The organism is Kushneria sp. AK178, assembly GCF_053903105.1.
Genome location: NZ_CP096381.1, coordinates 2864497 through 2887023 on the forward strand (window position 1 = coordinate 2864497; position 22527 = coordinate 2887023).

Consider the following 22527-nt stretch of genomic DNA (forward strand, 5'->3'; position numbering starts at 1 on the left):
GCTGATACCATGCAGTTTGTCGACAATGTAGGCAGGCCGACACAAGGTCATCTTGCAGGTATGCTTACTATACTCATCAGGAAACCGATGGAACGCCCATCCGTTTTCTGATGCCGCGTACCGGCCATGCGGTATCCCCTTTTGATGGCGAAGGTGATGCGGTCGCATGGCACGGGTCCGGAATACGATGATGAGGAGGCCTCATGAGCCCTGATAACAGCAACGGCACGCTCAGCGAGCTGAAGGTAGGTGACAACACCTACCACTACTATAGTCTCAAAAAGGCGGCGGAGCAGTACGGCGATTTTACGCGTTTGCCCTTTACCCTCAAGGTGCTGCTTGAAAACCAGCTGCGCTTTCAGGACGGCGAGACCGCCACTGAAGAGGACATCCAGGCGCTGGTGGACTGGCAGAAGGAAGGTCGCTCCACGCGCGAGATCGGCTATCGCCCGGCCCGCGTTCTGATGCAGGACTTTACCGGTGTTCCCGGTGTCGTGGATCTTGCTGCCATGCGCGATGCGGTGGCCAAACTGGGTGAAAAGCCCTCCCGCATCAATCCTCTGTCGCCGGTGGATCTGGTCATCGACCACTCGGTCATGGTGGATGATTACGGCAACCCCCAGGCGTTTGAAGATAACGTCAAGATCGAGATGCAGCGCAACCTCGAACGCTACGAGTTCCTGCGCTGGGGCCAGCAGGCCTTTGACAACTTCAGCGTCGTACCGCCGGGTACCGGCATCTGCCACCAGGTCAACCTCGAGTATCTGGGCAAGTCGGTCTGGACCAAGGAAGAAAACGGCAAGACCTTCGCCTTCCCCGACACGCTGGTCGGCACCGACTCCCACACCACCATGATCAACGGTCTGGGCGTTCTGGGCTGGGGCGTTGGCGGTATCGAGGCCGAAGCCGCCATGCTGGGCCAGCCGGTCTCCATGCTGATTCCCGAGGTCATCGGCTTCAAGCTCGACGGCAAGCTCAGGGAAGGCATCACGGCCACCGATCTGGTGCTGACCGTGACCCAGATGCTGCGTCAAAAGGGTGTGGTCGGCAAGTTCGTCGAGTTCTACGGCGACGGGCTCAAGGATCTGCCGCTGGCCGATCGCGCCACCATCGCCAACATGGCCCCGGAGTACGGCGCGACCTGCGGCTTCTTCCCGCTGGACGAAGAAACCCTGAACTACATGAAGCTCACCGGGCGCAGCCAGGAGCAGATCGAGCTGGTCGAGGCCTATGCCCGCGAGCAGGGTCTGTGGCGCGAGCCGGGCCACGAGCCGATCTTTACCGACACGCTGCAGCTCGACATGAACGACGTCGAGGCGAGCCTGGCCGGCCCCAAGCGTCCGCAGGACCGCGTCGCCCTGACCGACATGAGCGCCACCTTCGAAAAGCTGCTGTCCGATCAGGAAAAGGATGCGCCGGCGAAGGAAGAAGGCCGCTGGCAGAGCGAAGGCGGCAACACGGCGCCCTTTGTCGACAACAGCTTCAGCGAAGATCCCAACATCGAGCACCGCGGGCACAGGTTCCGCCTGCAGGATGGTGCCGTGGTCATCGCCGCCATCACCTCCTGCACCAACACCTCCAACCCGAGCGTGCTGATGGCTGCCGGTCTGGTGGCCAAAAAGGCCGTCGAGAAGGGCCTGACCAGCAAGCCGTGGGTCAAGACTTCACTGGCACCGGGCTCCAAGGTCGTCACCGACTATCTGGCCACGGCCGGTTTCCAGGAGCCGCTCAACGAGCTGGGCTTCAACCTGGTGGGCTACGGCTGCACCACCTGCATCGGCAACTCCGGGCCGCTGCCCGAGCAGATCGATCAGGCCATCCAGGACGACAACCTGACGGTCGCCTCGGTCCTGTCGGGCAACCGTAACTTCGAAGGCCGCATTCATCCGCTGGTCAAGACCAACTGGCTGGCGTCACCGCCCCTGGTGGTCGCTTATGCGCTGGCCGGCAACGTCCGTCTGGACCTGTCGCAGGAGCCGCTGGGCAACGACAAGAGCGGCAACCCGGTCTATCTCAAGGATATCTGGCCGTCCCAGAAAGAGATCGCCGAGGCCGTCGAGCGCGTTCGCAGCGACATGTATCGCAAGGAGTACGCCGAGGTCTTCGACGGTGATGAAGCCTGGCAGTCCATCGATATCACGCCCGGCGAAGTCTACGAGTGGTCGAAGGACTCCACCTACATCCAGCACCCGCCCTTCTTTGAAGGCATGGGTCGCGAACCGGAGCCGATCCAGGACGTCGAAAACGCCAGCGTACTGGCCAAGCTCGGCGACTCGGTGACCACCGACCACATCTCCCCGGCCGGCGCCATCAAGCCCGACAGCCCGGCGGGTCGTTACCTGCAGGACAACGGGGTCGAGGTCAAGGACTTCAACTCCTACGGGTCGCGCCGCGGCAACCACGAAGTGATGATGCGCGGCACCTTTGCCAACGTGCGTATCCGCAACGAGATGCTCGACGGCGTCGAAGGCGGCATGACCCGCCACGTGCCTTCCGGTGAAGAGATGGCCATCTACGATGCCGCCATGAAGTACGCCGAGGAAGGCACCCCGCTGGTCGTCATCGCCGGCAAGGAGTACGGCACCGGGTCATCGCGTGACTGGGCTGCCAAGGGTACCCGTCTGCTGGGCGTGCGCGCCGTCATCGCCGAATCCTACGAGCGTATTCACCGCTCCAACCTGATCGGCATGGGCGTTCTGCCGCTGCAGTTCCCCGAAGGCGAGGATCGCAACTCGCTGGGCATGACCGGTGAAGAGAGCGTCAGCATCTCGGGTCTGGCGGATCTGGCACCGGGTGCCAGCGTGACGGTCTCCATCACGTTTGCCGACGGCAACACGAAGGAGCTCGACGCGCTGTGTCGTATCGACACCGCCAACGAGCTGGAGTACTACCGTCACGGCGGTATTCTTCACTACGTACTGCGCAGCATGCTGCCCAACTAAGCGGCGGACCCTGCGACACCAAAAGGCCCCATCCTCGGATGGGGCCTTTTTCATGATGCCCTGTCAGAGCACTGCTCAGGCGTATGCAGTTACCTGCCGCCGCGCCCAGAGCCACAGCTCGACAATCGCCAGCAGCATCAGCGCATAGCCCAGCGTCTCGATACCCTCTTCCACCGTGGACTTGATTTCGTAGATGTACTGCGCCTTCATGATGGCCTCCCAGAAGATGCCGCGACCCATCAGGCGCGAGAAGACGTAAAGCGTCAGCATACCGCTCAGAAAAAGGCCAAAGGACATCTGCTGCATATAGCGGCAGCATTCATCCAGCACGCGCAGGCGGTGGCGGATCAGATAGACCAGAGCCGGTACCAGCACCAGCGTCACCAGCCACTGCCACAGCCCGTCGAACACGCGCTCAAGCAGAAAATCCTGCTCGCGGATCAGGGATGCCAGCAAAAAGGCAAACATCAGCACAACACCGTGGCGATAGACGCCCATCGCGCGGACTTTCCAGAGCAACACCAGACTGACCATCAGCATGACGGTCTGGGAAATTTCGGCAAAGGAGGCTTCACTGAACTGATCATCCAGCGCTCTGGGCAGGGCATCCCAGTACATGCACTGACAGATGAAGGCGATGAAAAAGAGGTAGGCAACAAAACGATAGATGCTGTTGAGCGTCTGCCGACGTTCAGCAGGGGTCGACAGGATGGGTTCTGACATTGGGCTTCCAGAAATCATAAGCGTGTTAACGAGTCATTATAACGCTTCCTGCATCAGGAAAGGATGAAAAATTCATATCGCTGTAACATGAATAAACAAATCAGTGGCCGACCGACCCATGAGAAGGCCCCGGGCATCCCCGGGACCCCTTTGGGCGACGCCGTCTCAGCAGCCGCTGACGGCCGGTCGGGCGGGCCTTTCAAAAAAGAAGGGACGCAGCTTCACACCGACCATGTTGCCGGCGAAGGCAAAGACCATCCAGACCCAGCCGTGCAGACTGCCCGAGGCGATGCCGCTGAAATAGGCACCGATGTTGCAGCCAAAGGCGATGCGCGCGCCGTAGCCCAGCAGCACGCCGCCAATGACACAGGCGGCCAGCGAGCGCGCCGGAATCCTGAGGCCGGGGCGAAACCGGCCGGCCAGCGCCGCCGCCAGCATGGCCCCCAGGATGATGCCGATGTTCATGACGCTGGTCACGTCATGCCACACACTCTGGCTCAACGCCTGCGCGTTGCCGGGCTGTTGCCAGTAGCTCCACTGCCCCGGATCGATGCCCAGCGCCTGAATGACCTTGGCGCCCCAGAGCGCAAAGGCCGACGTAATGCCCCAGGGGCGGCCGGCCAGGGCCAGGGTGGCAAAGTTGAGCAGCGCCAGCGCGACGGCACCAAAGATCAGCGGCCAGGGGCCACGCAGCCAGCGCGCCGTACCGCGTCGCTCGGCCGGGACGGCCGCCGCTTCCAGATTGCCGTGCCGACGCCGCTCCAGCCAGACGGTGACGGCAGCGATCGCTGCAAACAGGGCCAGGCTTGTGGCGATACCGCCACCGGCGCCCAGCTCGACCAGTGATACCGGCTCAAATGCCGGCAGCGACGCCCACCAGTCAAAGTGGATGGTCGCCAGCACCGAACCGACAATGAAAAAGAGCAGGGTCACCATCATGCGGGCGTTGCCACCACCGGCGGTAAACAGCGTGCCCGAGGCACAGCCGCCCCCCAGCTGCATGCCGACGCCAAACATGAAGGCCCCCACCATGACCGACAGGCCGATGGGCGAAACAAATCCCGCTACCGGCTGGCCGAACAGCGTGCCGGCCGACAGCGCCGGAAAGAAAAGCAGCACTGCCACGGCCAGCAGTACCATCTGCGCGCGCAGCCCCCGGCCCCGTCGCTCGGTAATAAATACCCGCCAGGCTGATGTGAAGCCGAAGGCGGCGTGATAGAGCACCAGCCCCAGCGCGCCGCCGACCAGCAACAGGGCGCCCTGCGTTGCGCTGATGATGCTGCTCACCATCAGTATTGCGACCAGCAAGAGTGCGCCCGCCCCCCAAGCGATCGGAGATTGATGCAGCAGCTTGTGCTGCCCTTCTGCCGTTATCTGCGCCATACATTGTCTCCAGAAATAAGAATGCTTTTATCCATATTCTATCGACATAAGCGTCTTGCCTGAAATAAATGCGGGCCATCGGATTCATCGGGTCGGGGAGAGACACGTACGTTATGATGTCGAATTCGCAATAACACCGTAGACCGCTACGGTCACCGGCTTTCGGTACAAGGAGTTCATGATGCGCTGGATCAATGTAGCGCTGGCGGCCGTGCCGGCCAGCCAGACCCCTTCGGCAGGCGCCGGCCGGGCAGACGATGGCGCACTTATCGAGCGTCAGCGCCTGTTCGGCAACCCCAGTCGCGTCCAGGGCCGCCTGAGCCCTGACGGGCAGTGGCTCTCCTGGATTGCCCCGGTCAATGATGTGCTCAATCTCTGGGTGGCCCCTGCCGACCGGCCCGATGAGGCCCGCGCCCTGACGCAGGAGGATACCCGCCCGATCCGCAGCTATTTCTGGTCACCGGACAGCCGGCAGCTGTTGTACGTCAACGACCAGGGAGGCGATGAAAACTTTCGCCTGTATGGCGTCAGCGTGACGAGTGGCGAACAGCGCATCCTGACCCCGCAGGAGGGCGTTCGTGTACAAGTACTGGGCGTCAGCCGCCATGTCAGGGGCCACATCATGGTCGGCATCAACGACCGCGATCCGCGCTGGCACGACGTCTATCGGCTCAACCTCGACAGCGGCGAGCTGTCGCTGGTACTGGAAAACGAGGGCTACGGCGGCTTTCTGCTGGATGAGGACCTGGAGATTCGTCTGGCCGAAAAGCCCCGCGCCGACGGCGGCGAAGACTTCTTTCGCGTCAACGGCCTGACCGTCGAAAGCGAGCCGTTTACCTCCGTCAGCTTCGAGGACAGCGCCAATACCGGGCCGGCCGGCTTCACCCGCGACGGCCGTACCATGTACTGGATCGACAGCCGCGGCCGCGACACGGCCGCCCTGACCGCGCAGGACTGGGACAGCGGCGAGTCCCGCGTGATCGCCCAGTCACCCAAAGCCGATATTACCGGTGTCATGGCCGACCGCGACAATCATGATATTCAGGCCTTTGCGGTGGATTATCTGCGCACCGAATGGACCGCCATCGACCCAAACATTGGAGAGGCGCTCACCTTTCTCGACGGCGAGCTCAAGGGCGACGTCAACGTCACCTCACGCACCGATGACGACCGGCGCTGGATCGTGGTCAATGACCCGGTGACCGCCCCGGCCGAGACCTGGCTGTTTGACCGTGACGCCCACACGCTGACCTCGCTGTTTGTCAGCCGTCCGGAGCTCGAAGGGGCACCGCTGGCCGGCATGACACCGCTGGAACTCACCTCGCGCGACGGTCTGACGCTGGTCTCCTATCTGACCCTGCCCCGGGGCAGCGACGCCGATGGGTTTACCCCGCCCACCGAGCCGCTGCCCATGGTACTGCTGGTGCATGGCGGCCCCTGGGCACGCGACAGCTACGGCAGCAACGGCTATCACCAGTGGCTGGCCAATCGCGGCTACGCGGTGCTCTCGGTCAACTACCGCGGCTCGACCGGCTTCGGCAAGTCCTTTACCGCCGCCGGCGACGGCGAATGGGGCACCGCCATGCATGACGATCTGATCGATGCCGTCAACTGGGCCATCGACCAGGGCATTGCCGATCCCGACCGGGTCGCCATCATGGGCGGCTCCTACGGCGGTTACGCCACCCTGGCCGGGCTGACCATGACGCCTGAAACCTTCGCCTGCGGGGTGGATATTGTTGGGCCCTCGAACCTGACCACCCTGCTGGAGAGCATTCCGCCCTACTGGGAGGCCGGCCGCCAGCAGATGTATCGCCGCATGGCCGACCCCAATACCGAAGAGGGCCGGGCATGGCTGGAGGCGCGCTCGCCGCTGACGCATACCGATCGTATTCAGCGCCCGCTGCTGATCGGTCAGGGCGCCAACGACCCGCGTGTCAAACAGGCCGAAAGCGACCAGATCGTCGACGCCATGCGGGAGAAATCGATTCCCGTGACCTATGTGCTCTTTCCCGACGAGGGTCACGGCTTCGCCCGACCGGTCAACAACATCGCCTTCAACGCAGTGACCGAGGCCTTTCTGGCCGAAGCGCTGGGCGGCCGCTTCGAGCCGATCGGCGATGCCCTGCAGGCCTCCTCCATCACCGTTCCCCACGGCGCCGAGTATGCTTATGGACTGAGTGACGCCCTGAGCCGCTGATGCCCTCCGGCCCGGCGACATGGTTCATGCGCCGGGCCCGTGCATCACCCTGCGAAGGCATCGCCCTGACCATCGCCCACTCCATGACTGCGCTGGTCCGGCACCGGCTCAGCGTGAGGCGGGCGCCTCGTCATCATCGAAGGTTCCTGTTTCCGTGTCGTCAAGCGCCTCATCATCCAGTGAATCACCCGGCAAGGCACCGGTCGGCACCTGACGCCCCTGCGCTGCCGGCGCCGCATCAAACAGCTGCTCGAGCAACGGATTGTCGGGATTCATGTCGACCGTGCCCTGGAATTCGGCGCCCTCTTCGATCACCAGCCCCGGCGCGTGAATTTCCCCGCTGACATGGGCACCGGCCAGTACCCGGACACTGCCTGAGGCGATCAGACGCCCGCGGATGGTGCCCCCCACGGTCATCGACTGCGCCACCACATCCCCCTCGACCGATCCATCGACGCCGATATCAACGCCGTGGCGCGTAAACGTGACGCAGCCGACGATATGGCCCTCGATATGCAGATCCTCTTCACCGGTCATGTCCCCCGTCACACGGGTTTGCGCGCCGATCAGCGCCCGCCTGTCGAGACGTGTCGAGCGATCCTCCGCGGCACCGGTGTCGGGAGGCGTCACCGACGCCGGGGCCGCGTCACGACTGCCGGTGTCATCCACACCCCTGGTCCTCTGAAACATGGTTATCTCCACTGGCCATACACTGCAGCCCCCGCAAGAGCCTCTGGTACCATCATTGAAAAGTATGTAACCCTCTAATATCGGCAGCATATCCTTAATCCTTCACGCCGTGGGATAAAGAATAACGATGAATCGCCGATAGCATCACTCTGATCATGTCCAGCAGATACTCGCCACACAGCAGGCACCGATCTGCAAGTGTGGCCTTCACGTTTCGGGATGACGGCATGAATACAATGGGATGGCTGCTGATACTGGGCATTGCGGCAATAGTGCTGATCCTGTACGACGGTCAGCGACGGGCGCGCAAGGCACGGGGCAGCGACAATGAAACCACCGTGGCGACTGCCGCGCCACTGGCGCCCTCATCCTCCTTGCTCCCCGCCCAAAGGGTCGAAGAGAGCAGCGAAGAAAGGGTCGAGGTGGTGCCGGGGCCGAGCCAGGTGTCACCCGCCGGGACGGCGCCCCTGCCACAGGATCGGCACGGCCCCGACCGCGATGAGACCGTACCTGCCGGCAGCTTCATCGGACCGAGCATTCATGTCGTCGGCCGTGTCGAAGCCGCCCAGCCACTCACCGTGGCCGGACGCGTCGAGGGAGAGATTACGCTGCGTGATCACGGCCTTGCCATTCTCGGCAGCGGTGAGGCAGGCCCCAGCGTGACGGTGTGCCGGCTGGTGGTTGATGGGCGCCTCAGCGGTGCCGTGCATACCGCGCAGGGCGCCACCTTTCATGCCGGTGCCCGCTTCGAAGGCGATTTGAAGGCGAGACAGCTGCGCTGCGTGGCGGGCGCCACGCTCTCGGGACAGTTCAGCATCGGCTGACGCCACCGCTGGAGAACCGGCTGCGCCAGCGGCGTCAGTCGCGACCAATGGTCACGTATCAGACGAACCTGCCCAGCCCTACGGCCGGACGCAGGCGCTCCAGCAGGGCATTGGCTTCCCCGCGGGCGCGCTCGGCGCCCTTTTGCAGGACCGCTTCGATATGCCCCGGGTCCTGCATGAGCCGTTCATACTCGCCGCGCGGCCCCTCGAGCCGGGCATTGAGATGCTCGAAGACAACGTTCTTGGCTTCCCCCCAGCCGATGCCTTCGGCGTAGCGGCTACGCATGGCCTGCTCTTCACTTTCGCTGGCAAAGGCCGAGTAGATCTGAAACAGCGAGCAGGTCTCGGGATCCTTGGGCTCGCCGGGCTCCAGCGAGTTGGTCTTGATCTTTCGAATCAGCTTCAAAAGCTTCTTCTCGGAGCAGAACAGCGGGATGGTGTTGTCATAGCTCTTGGACATCTTGCGTCCGTCCAGCCCGTTGAGCGTCTGGACGCGCTCATCCACCACCGCCTCGGGCAATGTAAAGTAGTTGCCCTTGTAGACGTGGTTGAAGCGCCCGGCCATATCGCGTGCCATCTCGATATGCTGCACCTGATCACGGCCTACCGGCACGCGATTGGCGTTGAACAGCAGAATATCGGCCGCCATCAGCACCGGATAGCTGAAAAGCCCCATGGTGATGCCGCGGTCAGGGTCCGGGCTGCCCACCTCCTCATTGTCCGTCACCGCCGCCTTGTAGGCGTGTGCCCGATTCATCAGCCCCTTGGCACAGACGCAGGAGAGCAGCCAGGCAAGCTCGGTCGTTTCATGGATGTCCGACTGGCGATAAAAGGTCGCATTGTCCGTATCCAGTCCCAGCGCCAGCCAGGTCGCGGCGATTTCGAGACGTGACTGCTGGACCCGTTTGGGGTCACTGGCCTTGATCAGGGCGTGCAGATCGGCCAGAAAGTAGTAGGACTGAACGCTCGGGTCCTGGCTTGCGGCAATGGCGGGGCGAATGGCACCGACATAATTGCCCAGATGGGGGGTGCCGGTCGTGGTAATGCCGGTCAGTACTCGTGTGCTGGTCATGAACGCAACGTCTGCTCGGTAATGGAAAACGGCGCGAATGGGATCATCGCGTGAACATGCCTACAGTGTAACGCGCCCGGACAGGCCGGGCGACAGCCTCACCCACCGGCGCTATGGATCGGGACGCTCCTGACCACACTGCCAGCAGGTGTCAAAGTGTGCGTCGTGCCACTCGCCACAGCGCTGGCAGCGCCAGCCCCGTGACAGCCGCGCGCCGGGAGACGAGTCGGCATCACAGGCCTGACGCCACTGCTCGATGATCATTCGGGCACGCGCCTCGTCTTCCGGGGCTACCCACAGCTCCGGCTCGCAGTCGATCGGAGCCAGATCCCCCATCCCGCCGGCCAGCGTCCAGTTGCGCAGATCGCATGCAACGCCCGCCCCTTCAAGCAGATTGCGCACATGCCCCACCATCAGGCTGTTGGGATGCTGAAAAACGCGAACCCGGCGCGCCATGGTGACCTCAGTCGCGAAAGATGCGCACGCCCATCGCCTTGAGATAGGCCGTTTCCGGGATGGACGGATGAATCGGGTGGTCACCGGCCTGGTGACCCTGATGGATCAGCTGGGCGTGACGGTCCTGATGCCGCGCCGAGCCGCGCACGATATCGATCAACCGGTCGCTGGCCAGATGCATCGAGCACGAGGCCGACATCAAAAGGCCATCGCGACCCAGCAGGCGGATCGCTTCGCGGTTGAGCTTGCCATAGGCGCGCTCGCCGGCGGCAATGTCCTTGCGCTTGCGAATGAACGCCGGCGGATCGAGCACGATCGCATCAAAGACTTCGCCCTGCGCCTTGAGCTGTGCCAGCGCCTTGAAGGCGTCGCCCTCGAGCGTCGAGACCCGGTCCTCCACGCCGTTGAGCGCAGCATTGTGCATGACGCGATCGAGCGCCGGCGTTGACTCATCCACGCAGACCACGTCCGAGGCGCCATGCATGGCAGCCTGCACGCCCCAGCCGCCGGCATAGCTGAACACATCCAGTACCCGCTTGCCGGCCACCTGGGTGTTGAACCAGGCGCGGTTATCGCGGTGATCAAAGAACCAGCCGGTCTTCTGGCCGCCGACGACGTCGGCTTCAAAACGCACGCCGTTCTCTTCCAGCGCCACGGCGCCTTCCAGGTGGCCCTGCACGATCTCGACATGCTCGTCGAGCTTTTCCAGACGCCGCCCGGCGGTGTCCCCACGCAGCACGATCACGCGCGGCGAGAGCACCTTGTTAAGCGCATCGATGATCTCGTCACGCACCTTCTCCATGCCCAGCGTATTGAGCTGCGCCACCACCACGTCATCGAAACGGTCCACGACCAGCCCGGGCAGCAGATCGCCCTCGCCGTGTACCAGTCGATAAAAGGGGCGTGCAAAGAGCCGCTCGCGCAGGGACAGTGCCTGCTTGAAGCGATGCACCAGCAGGGAGCGCCCCAGCATCACATCAGTATCGCGCGACACGATACGGGCACAGATCAACGAATTGGGGTTGACGTAGGCCACCCCCATGGCGCGCCCGCTGGCCGCCTCGACGATGGCCTGGGCGCCCGGTTCGAAGCTCTTGAGCGGCGTTTCGGCGATATCGATCTCGTTGGAGTAGAGCCACAGGTGGCCCGCCTTGAGACGACGATCGGCGTTTTTCTTGAGACGAAGACGTTGGGTCACGACAGCTTCCAGCGTTGATAATAAAAGGGGCAGTAGCGTATTGCCCGCCATTCTATCAGCTGGGCACCGCTGCGGCAGTGTGTTGTCGGCTCGCTAGCGCTGACAGCGCGGACAGAAGACGCTGGCGCGCTGACCGATGGTCACCGAGCGAAGCTCGCGGTCACAGTGACGACACGGCTGGCCGCCGCGACCGTAGACGTTGAGCCGCTGGACGAAATAGCCCGGATCGCCGCGGCCGCTGACAAAGTCACGCAGCGTGGTACCGCCCTGCTCGATCGAGGCGGTCAGCACCGTCCTGATGGCCTCCGCCAGACGCCGATAGCGCTCAAGGGATACCTTCCCGGCCTCGACGCGTGGATCGATGCCGGCCATGAACAGCGCCTCGGCGGCGTAGATGTTGCCCACGCCCACCACCACGGCGCTGTCCATGATGAAGTTCTTGACCGCCACGCGCTTACCGCGCGAGCGCTGATGGAGATGACGGCCGCTGAAGGCCTCTCCCAGCGGCTCGGGCCCGAGCGTCACCAGGCGCCGGTCATCGAGCGGATCGCCTTCGATAAAATCCACCAGGCCGAAGCGGCGCGGATCGTGATAGCGCAGCACCAGCCCGGAGCTCATGACCAGATCGATATGATCATGCTTGCGCGGCTCGGTACCGACCTCGACCAGCCGCAGGCTGCCGGACATGCCCAGATGCCAGAGCAGATGACCGCCGGCCACCGGCAGCAGCAGATACTTGGCCCGCCGATCGATCGCGCCGACACGCTCGCCGGTCAGCCGCTCGACCAGACCTTCCGGCACGGGAATGCGCAGACGGTGATGACGAACGATGACTTCATTGATCTCGAACCCCGCGACCCACGGCGCAATGCCGCGACGGGTGGTTTCGACTTCAGGCAGTTCGGGCATGGCAATCCGATGTGTTGACGCTGGGTAGTGGTGTCAGGGGTGGGGGCGACGTGGCGCAGACGCAAAAGGACCCGGCCGGGGCCGGGTCCTTTCAGGCCACCCTGACGGGCGGCACGTCAAGCGCCATCAATTACTTGATCTTGGCTTCACGATAGGTGACATGCTTGCGTACGACGGGGTCGTACTTCTTGAACTCCAGCTTGTCAGGCGTATTGCGCTTGTTCTTGTCGGTCGTATAGAAATGACCGGTACCCGCGCTTGAAACCAGCTTGATCTTGTCACGCATGTTGTTGCTCTCCGCAGTCAAGCGCCCGGGGCGCTCGAGGTGTGATCACGAAACGGTCGTCGTCTCAGACGCTCAGGCCGTTGGCACGCAGATCCTTGAGGACCACTTCGATGCCTTTCTTGTCGATGATGCGCATGCCCTTGGAGGACAGACGCAGGCTGACAAAGCGCTTTTCGGACTCGACCCAGAAACGGTGCGTATGCAGGTTGGGCACGAAGCGACGACGCGTCCTGCGCTGAGAGTGGGAAACGTTGTTACCAGTCACCGGACGCTTGCCGGTAACCTGACAGACTTGTGACATGGAAGCCTCCAGCCGTGAGCCCGAATGGGCCCCACATGAGTGTCTATTAAGTATCGGGCAAACCGGTGAGAAGTGGCAGGCGATACGCCTCCCTGCCCCCTGTTCATAACCCGCAGAAAGTCAAAGGGCGTACTTTATACCAGAGCCCCCCGTGATCGGCAAGCACAACCCGGGATAATTGCTTCTACAGCCAGCCTTTCTCGGCAAAGGAGGCCACCTCGCCATCGCCCACCACGAAATGATCCAGCACCCGGATGTCAAAAAGCCCCAGCGCCTCGACCAGACGCGTGGTGATGCGACGGTCGGCGTCGCTGGGGTCGGCCACCCCGGAGGGGTGATTGTGGGCAAAGATGACCGCGCCGGCATTGAGCGCCAGCGCCCGTCTGGCCACCTCGCGCGGATAGACGGCGGCGGCATCCAGGGTGCCGGTAAAGAGCTTTTCAAAGCGCAGCACGCGGTGCTGGCTGTCCAGAAAAAGCGCCGCGAACACTTCATGGCCCAGATCGCGCAGATGGGCACTCAAAAAGCGCCGCACCATGGGTGGCGAGGTGAGCGCATCCCCGCGCATCAACAGCGCCTCCAGATGACGCCGCGACAGCTCGAGCGACGCCTGCAGCTGCACATACTTGGCATCGCCCAGTCCATGCGCCCGGCAGAAGGTATCGCGATCGGCCTCCAGCAGCGGTCGAAGCCCGCCAAAGTCGCTCAGAAGATCGCGGGCCAGATCCACCGCGGAGCGCCCCTTGACGCCCACCCTCAGAAAGATCGCCAGCAGCTCGGCATCCGACAGCGCCTGGGCGCCCAGATTGATCAGCTTCTCCCGCGGCCGTTCGCCCTCCGGCCAGTGACTGATACTCACACGCGCCCCTTTCAACAGGATATTCTGATAAACACTTAACGGCACCGGTTGCCGAAACTGAAACCACATCCGGCTTTTGCCAACCCCCCGGCACCCGCTACGCTTGAGCTGTTACCCGGTTAATTTTAAGGAGGCTCATGATGCGTCTTTATACCCTGCCCAAAACCGATGGCATCAGCGATCTGACCCTTGTCGAACGCGATACCCCCCGCCCGGCCCGCGGCCAGGTACTGGTAAAGATGCGCGCGGCGTCACTGAACTATCGTGATCTGATGATCGTGACGGGCAACTACAGCCGCGGCGGCGTAGCACCCGACCGCGTGCCGCTGTCCGACGGCGCCGGTGAGGTGGTCGAGATCGGCGAGGACGTGACCCGCTTTGGCGTCGGTGACCGCGTCGCCGGCATCTTCATGCAGAACTGGCTGGGTGGCGAGGTCAATGACAGCCACCCGGGCTCGGCGCTGGGCGGCGCCGTTGATGGGGTACTCAGCGAGTACGTCCTGTTCGATCAGCAGGGGCTGGTCACGCTGCCCGAACACCTCTCGTTTGAAGAGGGCGCCACCCTGCCCTGCGCCGCCGTCACGGCCTGGAACGCCCTTTATGCCGGCAAATCGCCACTCAAGGCCGGCGACAGCGTTCTGCTGCTGGGTACCGGCGGCGTTTCCATGTTCGGCCTGCAGTTCGCCCGCGCCGCCGGTGCTCACGCCATTCAGACCTCCTCCAGCGACGACAAGCTCGCCCGCGTGCGTGAGCTTGGCGCTGACGACACCATCAACTACCGCGAAACGCCCGAATGGCAGGACGAGGTCAAGCGCCTGACCAATGGGCGCGGTGTGGATCACGTGGTGGAAGTCGGCGGTGCCGGCACCCTGCCGCGCTCGATTGACGCCTCGCGCCTGGGCGGTCAGGTCAACCTGATCGGCGTGCTGACCGGCGGCGAGATCAACCCGACCGCCATCATGCGCAAGAGCGTGTTGATGCGCGGCATCTTCGTGGGCTCGCGCGAGATGTTCGATCAGATGAACCGCGCCATCACCCAGCACCGGATCAAGCCGGTCATTGATCGTACCTTCGCCTTTGATGATGCCCGCGCCGCGTTTGAACACCTTGAAAGCCAGCAGCACCTGGGCAAGGTCGTCGTCACCATCGACTGAGATGCCCCACCAGGGGAGAGGGGCCCATGAGGTGCCCCTCTCCTTCTCTCATGGCGTGTCATCGGGCCCGGACCAGGTGCGCAGCGCGGCCCGACGGTGCTGGCTCTTCTCCTGCGGCGACAGCGAATAATCCCCGTCGTAGAGCGCCGCCTCCCAGCCACCGTAGGTCGGGTTGGGCAGCACGATATAGCGCTCGCCGAACTGGGCGCGATCCTGAATGACCTGCGCATTGCGCGTGGCCACATCGTCGGCGTCGTAGCGGCTGTCGAAATCGGCCAGGTTATCGCCGATCAACAGTGCGACATCATGTGTGGCCATGACCGCATCCCGGCGCGGCTGCTTGTCGCCGGTGTCGGTGCGCAGCATCATGTGGCGCTCATCGACCCACGGAAAATCAAGCGCTCTCAGATTCTCCATGGTGGCCTCAAGGCCGCTCTCCCGGCGGTTAGTGACGTAGAAGACCTCCACCCCGCGCGATTGCGCGTAATCAAGAAACTCGCTCGCACCGGGCATCGCGCGGGCCTGAGCATCCTCGACCCAGGCATTCCAGTTGGCGCTGGAGTACTGCGCATCGCGCCCGATCAGCCAGGCCTGGAAGGGCGTGTTGTCGATCACCGCCTCATCGCAGTCGACGATGACCGCCAGCGGCCGATCGTCGGACTGTCGCTCATCCAGCGCCTGATCAAGACGCAGACGCGCCACGTTGAAGGCCTGGTAAGAGAGCGCCCGGTATTCGGCCGCGCTCTGCATCCAGGCCGTGGCCATGACGAGCTGTTCGTTGAGGTCGGCATTGCTGTAGGCCGCAGACGTTGACGGCTGCTGGCCGGCACAGCCGCTCAGGGCGACCCCGATGGCCAGCGCCGAGAGCATCGGTGCCAGCCGGCGCCGGTACAGGGAAGGGCGTGTGAGGGCATTTCCCGGGGACATGGCAATATCCTTCTCAAGCGGTCGTTGTGGTTGTTGCAGGCCTGCCTGATGCTACGCACGTCAGGCACGCAGTGGTAAGGTAGCACCCCCTTGATTTCCGTTATGCTCATGGAGCCCTGCATGTCACGACTGGCTGGTCAACGCATTGTTCTAGGCATCAGTGCCGGCATCGCGGCCTACAAGAGTGCGGTGCTGGCGCGGCTGTTGAAAAAGACCGGCGCCGAGGTACGGGTGGTCATGACCGAGGGTGCCCGGGCCTTTATCACCCCGCTGACCCTGCAGGCCCTGACCGGCGAGGAGGTACGCACCTCGTTGCTGGACCCACAGGCCGAGGCCGGCATGGGCCACATCGAGCTGGCCAAATGGGCCAACATCGTGCTGATTGCGCCGGCCACGGCCGATCTGATGGCACGCCTGGCCGCCGGCATGGCCGATGACCTGCTCACCACGCTGTGTCTGGCCACGCGGGCGCGCTGCCTGCTGGCGCCGGCCATGAACCAGGCCATGTGGTCACACCCCGCCAGCCAGCGCAACGCCGCCACCCTCCGAGAACTGGGCTGGCAGCAGCTCGGCCCGGATGCCGGCGAACAGGCCTGCGGTGACGTCGGCGGCGGACGCATGCTGGAACCGGAAGACATTGTGGCCGCACTGGAAGCGGCGCTGTCGGATCCATCATCGACGCCGGAGGCGCTGCCGCTGGATGCCACCCCCGAGCATGACGATCACGCCCCGGCACCTGATGCCTTCATGACCACCAACAACGATGCGGCAAGCGGCGCCCTTGCCGGACACCATGTGGTGATCACGGCCGGCCCCACCCGTGAGGCGATCGATCCGGTGCGCTATCTCTCCAACCACAGCTCGGGAAAGATGGGCTTTGCCCTGGCCGGGGCGGCGCGCAACCTGGGTGCCCGGGTGACCCTGATCGCCGGGCCGGTATCGCTTGCCACGCCCGAGGGCATCACGCGCGTGGATGTGATCAGTGCCATGGAGATGCTGGAGGCCGTGGACGCCACCCTGGCCAACTGCGACCTCTTCATCGGCTGTGCGGCGGTCGCCGACTATCGTCTGGCCGAGGTGGCCGAGCACAAGCTCAAGAAGGTCGCCGACAGCCCCGCCCTGACGCTGAACCTGATCGAGAACCCGGACATCATTGCCACCGTCACGCATCGCGACGACCCGCCCTTCACGGTGGGCTTTGCCGCCGAAACCCGCGAGCTGGCGCGTCATGCCCATGACAAGCTCGTGCGCAAGCGCCTCGATTTGATCGTGGCCAACGACGTGGCCACCCCCAACCTGGGCTTCGGGGCGGATGACAATGCTGCCGTGCTGTATCATCTCGCCGCCGACCGACCGGATGACCCGGTCATCGCGCATACGCTGTCGCCGCGTGCCAAGCACGAGCTGGCGCGCGCCCTGTTTGACTACCTGCTGCCCCTTTACCGGGCGCATCCACCAACGCGGAGCCCTGCTGCCCCATGACTGTCCCTTCCGACCGGCCGCGCCTGCAGGTCAGAATCCTTGATGAGCGGGTACGCGACTACCCCCTGCCCCATTACGCCACGCGCGGCAGTGCCGGCATGGACCTGCGCGCCCTGCTGGATGCCCCGCTGACGCTCGCCCCCGGCGACTGCGAGCTGGTCCGCACGGGGCTGGCCGTGCATATTGCCAACCCCGCCTGGGCCGGCATGATCCTGCCGCGCTCGGGGCTGGGTCACAAGCGCGGCATCGTGCTGGGCAATCTGGTCGGACTGATCGATGCCGACTATCAGGGCGAGCTGATGATCTCGGTCTGGAACCGCGGTCAGGAAGACGTCACCCTTGAGCCGTTCGAGCGCATCGCCCAGTACGTGCTGGTCCCGGTCATTCAGGCCGAACTCGACGTGGTCGACGACTTTACGCCCGGTGACGAGCACGACGATATTCGTGGCGCCGGCGGCTTCGGCCACTCGGGACGACACTAACGCGGACTGACAGGAGTCTCGCCATGACACAGGTAAGTGCTGCCATCTTTCGGGCCTATGACATTCGCGGCGTGGTCGACGAACAGCTCACTCCCGACACCGTGCGCCTGATCGGCCGCGCCATCGGCAGCGAAGCGCTCGCCCGCGGGGAAAGTGGCATCGCCGTGGGCCGCGACGGCCGACTCTCGGGGCCGACGCTGTCGGCGGCCCTGATCGAGGGCCTCTGCGCCGCCGGCTGCGAGGTGGTGGATATCGGCATGGTGCCCACGCCGGTCCTCTACTTTGCCACCCACGTACTGGACGGCATCACCTCGGGGGTGGCCGTCACCGGCAGCCACAACCCCTCGAACTACAACGGCTTCAAGGTCGTGCTGGGCGGCCACGCCCTGTCGCGGGACGATATCACCGCCCTGCATCGCCGCATCGAGCAGAACGATCTGTCCACCGGGCAGGGCAGCTGCCGCGAGCATGACCTTCGCGAGACCTATCTGAACCGCATCCTCGACGATGTGGTCCTCGAGCGGACACTGCACGCCGTGGTGGACTGCGGCAATGGCGTCACCGGCGAACTGGGGCCCGAGCTGATCCAGCGCCTGGGGGCCGGGGTGACCCCGCTGTTTGACGAGATCGACGGCCGTTTCCCCAACCACCATCCCGACCCCGGCAAGTTTGAAAACCTCGCCGACCTGATTACGAAGGTCCGGGAGACCGGCGCCGACATCGGGCTGGCCTTTGACGGCGATGGCGACCGGGTGGGCGTGGTGACACCCAGGGGTGAAATCATCTATCCCGATCGTCTGCTGATGGCTTTCGCCCGGGACCTGCTCGAGCGCCAGCCCGGCGCGCGCATCATTTTCGACATCAAAAGCACCGGCAACCTGATCCCGATCATCGAGGACGCCGGCGGCACCCCCGAGATGTGGTACACCGGCCACTCGCTGATCAAGGCACGCATGAAGGAAACCGGTGCGGCGCTGGCCGGGGAGATGAGCGGCCACATCTTCTTTCAGGAGCGCTGGTACGGCTTTGATGACGGCCTCTATGCTGCCGCCCGGCTGCTGGAAATCCTGTCGCGTCAGTCCGGTGACGCCGATCACTACTTCAGCCGCTTCCCGCAGGACGAAAGCACCGCCGAGATCAATGTGCCCGTGACCGATGACAACAAGTTCGCTATTGTCGAACGCTTTATCAGGGAAACCGACTTCGGCGAACAGGCCACCCGAACCACGCTGGACGGCATTCGCGTGGACTATCCGGACGGCTGGGGGCTGTGCCGCGCCTCCAACACCACGCCCATGCTGGTGTTTCGCTTTGAAGGCAAGTCCGCAGAGGCGCTCGAGCGCATTCAAAACCGCTTTCGCCAGGCGCTGCTGGCCGTCGACCCGGACATTACCCCAACCTTCTAACGGCCATCACATCCTGAATTGACGAGCACCCCGCCGGCCGGGGTGCGTGACCATCGAATCCATGACGGCAGGGCCCGCTTCGCCAGCGGCCCTCCGATCCGCTTTACAGGAGCGTTTCGCCCCATGCATGACAGCGAATACAACCCGCGTCAGGTCGTTGAGATCCTGTCCGAGGCCCTGCCCTACATCCAGCGCTTCTCGGGCAAGACCGTGGTGATCAAGTATGGCGGCAACGCCATGACCGAGGACAACCTGATCCACTCCTTCGCCCGCGATGTGGTGCTGCTCAAGGAGGTGGGCCTCAACCCCATCGTGGTCCACGGCGGCGGCCCGCAGATCGGTCAGCTGCTGGAGCGTCTCAACATCGAGTCCCGCTTTGTGGACGGCATGCGGGTCACCGATGCCGAGACCATGGACGTGGTCGAGATGGTGCTGGGCGGGCTCGTCAACAAGAGCATCGTCAATCTGATCAACGGCGCCGGCGGCAAGGCGATCGGACTGACCGGCAAGGACAACGCCCAGATCCGCGCCCGCCAGCTGACCGTACAGCGCCAGAGCGCCGACATGACGGCGTCCGAGATCATCGACATCGGCCACGTCGGAGAGGTCGAGCACATCTCGACCGATCTGATCGAGATGCTCTCGGAAGCCGACTATATCCCGGTGATTGCACCCATCGGCGTGGACGGCGACGGGCACTCCTACAACATCAACGCCGATCTGGTGGCCGGGCGCGTGGCCGAGGCACTGGGCGCCGAGAAGCTCATGCTGCTGACCAACGTGGCCGGCCTCATGAACGAGCAGGGTGAGGTGATGACGGGGCTCACCACCGAGCAGGTTGATCGACTCATCGAGGACGGCGTCATCCACGGCGGCATGCTGCCCAAGATTCGCTGCGCGCTGGAGGCCGTCAAGCACGGGGTCAACAGCTCGGTGATCGTGGACGGTCGCGTGGAACATGCCATTTTGCTGGAGATCTTTACCCGCTCGGGCGTGGGCACGCTGATTACCGATCAGTCGAGCACGCCGGCGCCCTGATCCGGCACGCCCGGGGCGTGTTTTCATTCACGGGTGCCGGACGCCGCCGGCACCCCGGCAGGCGGATAACACACAATGGCCATGACCAGGGAACAAAAGCTCTCGCGACGCGACCAGATTCTTCAGGCACTGGCCCTGATGCTGGAACAGGGACGGGGGCAGCGCATCACGACGGCCGCGCTGGCGCGTGAGGTGGGGGTCTCGGAAGCCGCCCTGTATCGCCACTTTCCCAGCAAGACACGCATGTACGAGGCGCTGATCGACTACATCGAGCAGACGCTGTTCGAGCGCGTCACGCTGATCGTCAATGAGCCGGGCAGCGTCAGCGAGCGCTGTCAGCGCATTCTGACGCTGCTTTTGATCTTTGCCGATAAAAACCCCGGGCTGTGTCGCATCATGACCGGCGAGGCCCTGACCGGTGAACACGAGCGGCTGCAGGGCCGCATGACCCAGCTTTTCGAACGTCTTGAAACGCAGCTCAAACAGGTGCTGCGCACCGGTGAAATCGAGCAGCACTACCGCCCTGCCATCGGCGTATCGGCGCTGGCCAATCTGCTCATGGCCACCGTCGAAGGGCGCATCGGTCAATACGTTCGAAGCGGCTTCCGGCGCGCGCCCCAGACCCACTGGGAGGATCAGTGGCAGCTTCTGAGCACCCATCTCACGGCGGCGACGTAGGCCCTGAAACATCCGGATTGCGCTCCAGATAGCCACTGGCCGTGCCGGCCTCGACGCCGGCGCCAAACAGATAGCCCTGCAGGACCTCGCACCCCAGCTCGTTGAGCAGACGCTGCTGCCCGAGCGTCTCCACGCCTTCTGCCACCACCGACAGCTGCAGGGCATGGGCCAGCCGCACGATGGCCTCGATCATGGGGTAGCCGTGACTGGCGCCGGTCAGGGCCGCCACAAAGCTTCTGTCCAGCTTGAGCCGGTCCAGCGGCAGCTGCGCCAGCTTGTCCAGTGATGAGTAGCCGGTGCCAAAATCATCCAGCGAGAGTCTGACACCCTGCTGGCGCAGTCCCGAAAGCACGTGCCGGCAGGCGTCGACATCCTGCATCAGACGGCTTTCGGTGATCTCGAACTCCAGACAGGCGCCCTCCAGATTGTATGCAGCCAGCACCCGTTCGACATGTGCCAGCAGGGTTCGATCCAGCTGCAGTACGGAGATATTGAGGGCCACGAGCGGGACATGATAGCCCTGCGTCCGCCAGCAGCGGATCTGGCGGCAGGCTTCCTCGATGACCCACTGCCCCAGTGACGGCATGAGCCCCATGGATTCCGCCCGGGGAATAAAGGAGGCCGGAGCAATGCTGCCCCGCTCGGGGTGATGCCACCTCAGCAGGGCCTCGAAACCGGCGAGCTTCTGATTGTCGCCATGGACCTGGGGCTGATAGACCAACCGCAGCTGCCGGTCCGCCAGCGCTCGTGGCAACGCCTCGGCGATGGCCAACGGCGTACCGGGTGACGCCTTTCCGGCGCAGACGGTGTCATCGACTGGCGCGCCGTCATCCTCCCGCCGGGGCGCGGCCGCCGCCAGTGCCCTGCTGGCTTCTCCCGGTGGCGTACCCACCTCCTCGAGCTGGCTGATATCCATCAGGAAGCCGTGGCATTCGGGCTTTCCGCCGCGGCGCAGCACGATCCCCCGATCCAGCACCCGCTGTACGGACGTACCGTACATCAGGCGGTAGGTATGCTCGAAATACCCGCGCTGCAGCGCAAGACGCCGGGCGCGCTGCAGGGCCGCCCGATCGTCGGGATGCACCATGGCGTCAAAGGTTCTGCGCTTGAGCTGACAGGCCTGCTGCGACAGCCCCTTGATCGAGGCCGTTACGGTGCTCCGACAGCAGTACTGCTGCTGCGCGGGACAGTAGCAGTACACGACACCGGTAAGGTTGCTGACAGGGTGATCAAAATGAAATGGCGCTGCCCGCGTCCGGTCGAGGTGTTGATGGCACTTCAAGACAAGGGCCATGCATCGCTTTAGGCCCCAGAGCCAGAGCAGCAGCGCCAGCGCCAGGTCGCCGGCATCCATGTAATGCCCCCACCAGAGCAGACAGGTCACGATCAGAGAGCCAACGATCAGGCAGCGATGGATCGCGATCAGTCGCCGGGGCGTTTGGGACAGCGCGGTTTCGGATGGCTCGGGGATGGACGCAGGGCTCAACATCAATCAGCGCTCGGGCAGCGACAGACAG

General features: G+C 63.9%; 21 protein-coding genes. 9 read left to right on the forward strand and 12 right to left on the reverse strand.

Annotated features, from left to right (window positions below; all coding sequences use genetic code 11):
• The first annotated feature begins 203 nt into the window (after positions 1 to 203).
• Positions 204 to 2942 carry an aconitate hydratase AcnA gene (gene acnA / locus M1D97_RS13120; RefSeq protein WP_456268174.1) on the forward strand — a complete coding sequence of 913 codons (2739 nt, stop codon included), beginning with the start codon at positions 204 to 206 and terminating at the stop codon, positions 2940 to 2942.
• Positions 2943 to 3017: 75 nt separating this feature from the next.
• Here the strand turns inward: acnA and M1D97_RS13125 are convergent, their stop codons facing one another.
• Entirely contained in the window at positions 3018 to 3665 is a 648-nt protein-coding gene (locus M1D97_RS13125) for a hypothetical protein (RefSeq protein ID WP_456268175.1), read from the reverse strand.
• Between the two features lie 165 nt (positions 3666 to 3830).
• Complete coding sequence (locus M1D97_RS13130) at positions 3831 to 5048, reverse strand: YeeE/YedE family protein (RefSeq protein ID WP_456268176.1); 1218 nt, start codon at positions 5046 to 5048, stop codon at positions 3831 to 3833.
• 181 nt (positions 5049 to 5229) lie between these two features.
• On the opposite strand from M1D97_RS13130, the gene M1D97_RS13135 reads away from it, so the two are divergent.
• Positions 5230 to 7248 carry a S9 family peptidase gene (locus M1D97_RS13135; RefSeq protein ID WP_456268177.1) on the forward strand — a complete coding sequence of 673 codons (2019 nt, stop codon included), beginning with the start codon at positions 5230 to 5232 and terminating at the stop codon, positions 7246 to 7248.
• A 108-nt stretch (positions 7249 to 7356) separates the two neighbouring features.
• Here the strand turns inward: M1D97_RS13135 and M1D97_RS13140 are convergent, their stop codons facing one another.
• Positions 7357 to 7938 carry a bactofilin family protein gene (locus M1D97_RS13140; protein WP_456268178.1) on the reverse strand — a complete coding sequence of 194 codons (582 nt, stop codon included), beginning with the start codon at positions 7936 to 7938 and terminating at the stop codon, positions 7357 to 7359.
• Between the two features lie 227 nt (positions 7939 to 8165).
• On the opposite strand from M1D97_RS13140, the gene M1D97_RS13145 reads away from it, so the two are divergent.
• A complete protein-coding gene (locus tag M1D97_RS13145) occupies positions 8166 to 8762 on the forward strand; it encodes a polymer-forming cytoskeletal protein (RefSeq protein WP_456268179.1) in 597 nt (198 codons plus the stop codon).
• A 58-nt stretch (positions 8763 to 8820) separates the two neighbouring features.
• Here M1D97_RS13145 and trpS read toward each other — a convergent pair whose 3' ends face one another.
• From trpS to radC, 7 genes are all read right to left on the reverse strand, one after another.
• Positions 8821 to 9834, reverse strand: a complete 1014-nt coding sequence (trpS, locus tag M1D97_RS13150; protein ID WP_456268180.1) for a tryptophan--tRNA ligase — start codon at positions 9832 to 9834, stop codon at positions 8821 to 8823.
• 111 nt (positions 9835 to 9945) lie between these two features.
• Positions 9946 to 10290: a putative signal transducing protein gene (locus M1D97_RS13155; RefSeq protein WP_456268181.1), complete on the reverse strand. Its 345-nt coding sequence runs from the start codon at positions 10288 to 10290 to the stop codon at positions 9946 to 9948.
• 7 nt (positions 10291 to 10297) lie between these two features.
• On the reverse strand, positions 10298 to 11488 hold the full coding sequence (locus M1D97_RS13160) for a class I SAM-dependent rRNA methyltransferase (protein ID WP_456268182.1): 1191 nt from the start codon (positions 11486 to 11488) through the stop codon (positions 10298 to 10300).
• Between the two features lie 93 nt (positions 11489 to 11581).
• Positions 11582 to 12397: a bifunctional DNA-formamidopyrimidine glycosylase/DNA-(apurinic or apyrimidinic site) lyase gene (mutM, locus tag M1D97_RS13165; protein WP_456268183.1), complete on the reverse strand. Its 816-nt coding sequence runs from the start codon at positions 12395 to 12397 to the stop codon at positions 11582 to 11584.
• Between the two features lie 130 nt (positions 12398 to 12527).
• The gene (gene rpmG, locus M1D97_RS13170; RefSeq protein WP_456268184.1) at positions 12528 to 12683 is read right to left on the reverse strand and encodes a 50S ribosomal protein L33; all 156 of its coding nucleotides are present in this window, start codon (positions 12681 to 12683) and stop codon (positions 12528 to 12530) included.
• Between the two features lie 64 nt (positions 12684 to 12747).
• Entirely contained in the window at positions 12748 to 12984 is a 237-nt protein-coding gene (gene rpmB, locus M1D97_RS13175; protein ID WP_456268185.1) for a 50S ribosomal protein L28, read from the reverse strand.
• Between the two features lie 184 nt (positions 12985 to 13168).
• Positions 13169 to 13843, reverse strand: a complete 675-nt coding sequence (gene radC, locus M1D97_RS13180; RefSeq protein WP_456268186.1) for a RadC family protein — start codon at positions 13841 to 13843, stop codon at positions 13169 to 13171.
• Between the two features lie 137 nt (positions 13844 to 13980).
• On the opposite strand from radC, the gene M1D97_RS13185 reads away from it, so the two are divergent.
• On the forward strand, positions 13981 to 14997 hold the full coding sequence (locus M1D97_RS13185; protein WP_456268187.1) for a zinc-dependent alcohol dehydrogenase family protein: 1017 nt from the start codon (positions 13981 to 13983) through the stop codon (positions 14995 to 14997).
• A gap of 48 nt (positions 14998 to 15045) precedes the next feature.
• Here the strand turns inward: M1D97_RS13185 and M1D97_RS13190 are convergent, their stop codons facing one another.
• Positions 15046 to 15924 (reverse strand): 5'-nucleotidase, lipoprotein e(P4) family, encoded by an 879-nt coding sequence (locus M1D97_RS13190; RefSeq protein WP_456268188.1) that lies wholly within the window; start codon positions 15922 to 15924, stop codon positions 15046 to 15048.
• Between the two features lie 120 nt (positions 15925 to 16044).
• Here M1D97_RS13190 and M1D97_RS13195 point away from each other — a divergent pair, with 120 nt between their 5' ends.
• The 5 genes from M1D97_RS13195 to slmA all read left to right on the forward strand — a co-directional run bounded on the left by M1D97_RS13195 (position 16045) and on the right by slmA (position 21010).
• Positions 16045 to 17406, forward strand: coding sequence for a bifunctional phosphopantothenoylcysteine decarboxylase/phosphopantothenate synthase (locus tag M1D97_RS13195; protein WP_456268189.1), 1362 nt, complete (start codon positions 16045 to 16047; stop codon positions 17404 to 17406).
• The gene (gene dut, locus M1D97_RS13200) at positions 17403 to 17888 is read left to right on the forward strand and encodes a dUTP diphosphatase (RefSeq protein WP_456268190.1); all 486 of its coding nucleotides are present in this window, start codon (positions 17403 to 17405) and stop codon (positions 17886 to 17888) included. Before M1D97_RS13195 ends, dut begins: the two co-directional genes overlap by 4 nt.
• A gap of 23 nt (positions 17889 to 17911) precedes the next feature.
• Positions 17912 to 19294 carry a phosphomannomutase/phosphoglucomutase gene (locus M1D97_RS13205; RefSeq protein WP_456268191.1) on the forward strand — a complete coding sequence of 461 codons (1383 nt, stop codon included), beginning with the start codon at positions 17912 to 17914 and terminating at the stop codon, positions 19292 to 19294.
• Between the two features lie 123 nt (positions 19295 to 19417).
• A complete protein-coding gene (argB, locus tag M1D97_RS13210; RefSeq protein ID WP_456268192.1) occupies positions 19418 to 20332 on the forward strand; it encodes an acetylglutamate kinase in 915 nt (304 codons plus the stop codon).
• 81 nt (positions 20333 to 20413) lie between these two features.
• Positions 20414 to 21010, forward strand: a complete 597-nt coding sequence (gene slmA, locus M1D97_RS13215; protein ID WP_456270226.1) for a nucleoid occlusion factor SlmA — start codon at positions 20414 to 20416, stop codon at positions 21008 to 21010.
• Here the strand turns inward: slmA and M1D97_RS13220 are convergent.
• Positions 20994 to 22499, reverse strand: a complete 1506-nt coding sequence (locus M1D97_RS13220; protein ID WP_456268193.1) for a putative bifunctional diguanylate cyclase/phosphodiesterase — start codon at positions 22497 to 22499, stop codon at positions 20994 to 20996. The genes slmA and M1D97_RS13220 overlap by 17 nt on opposite strands.
• Positions 22500 to 22527: the final 28 nt, after the last annotated feature.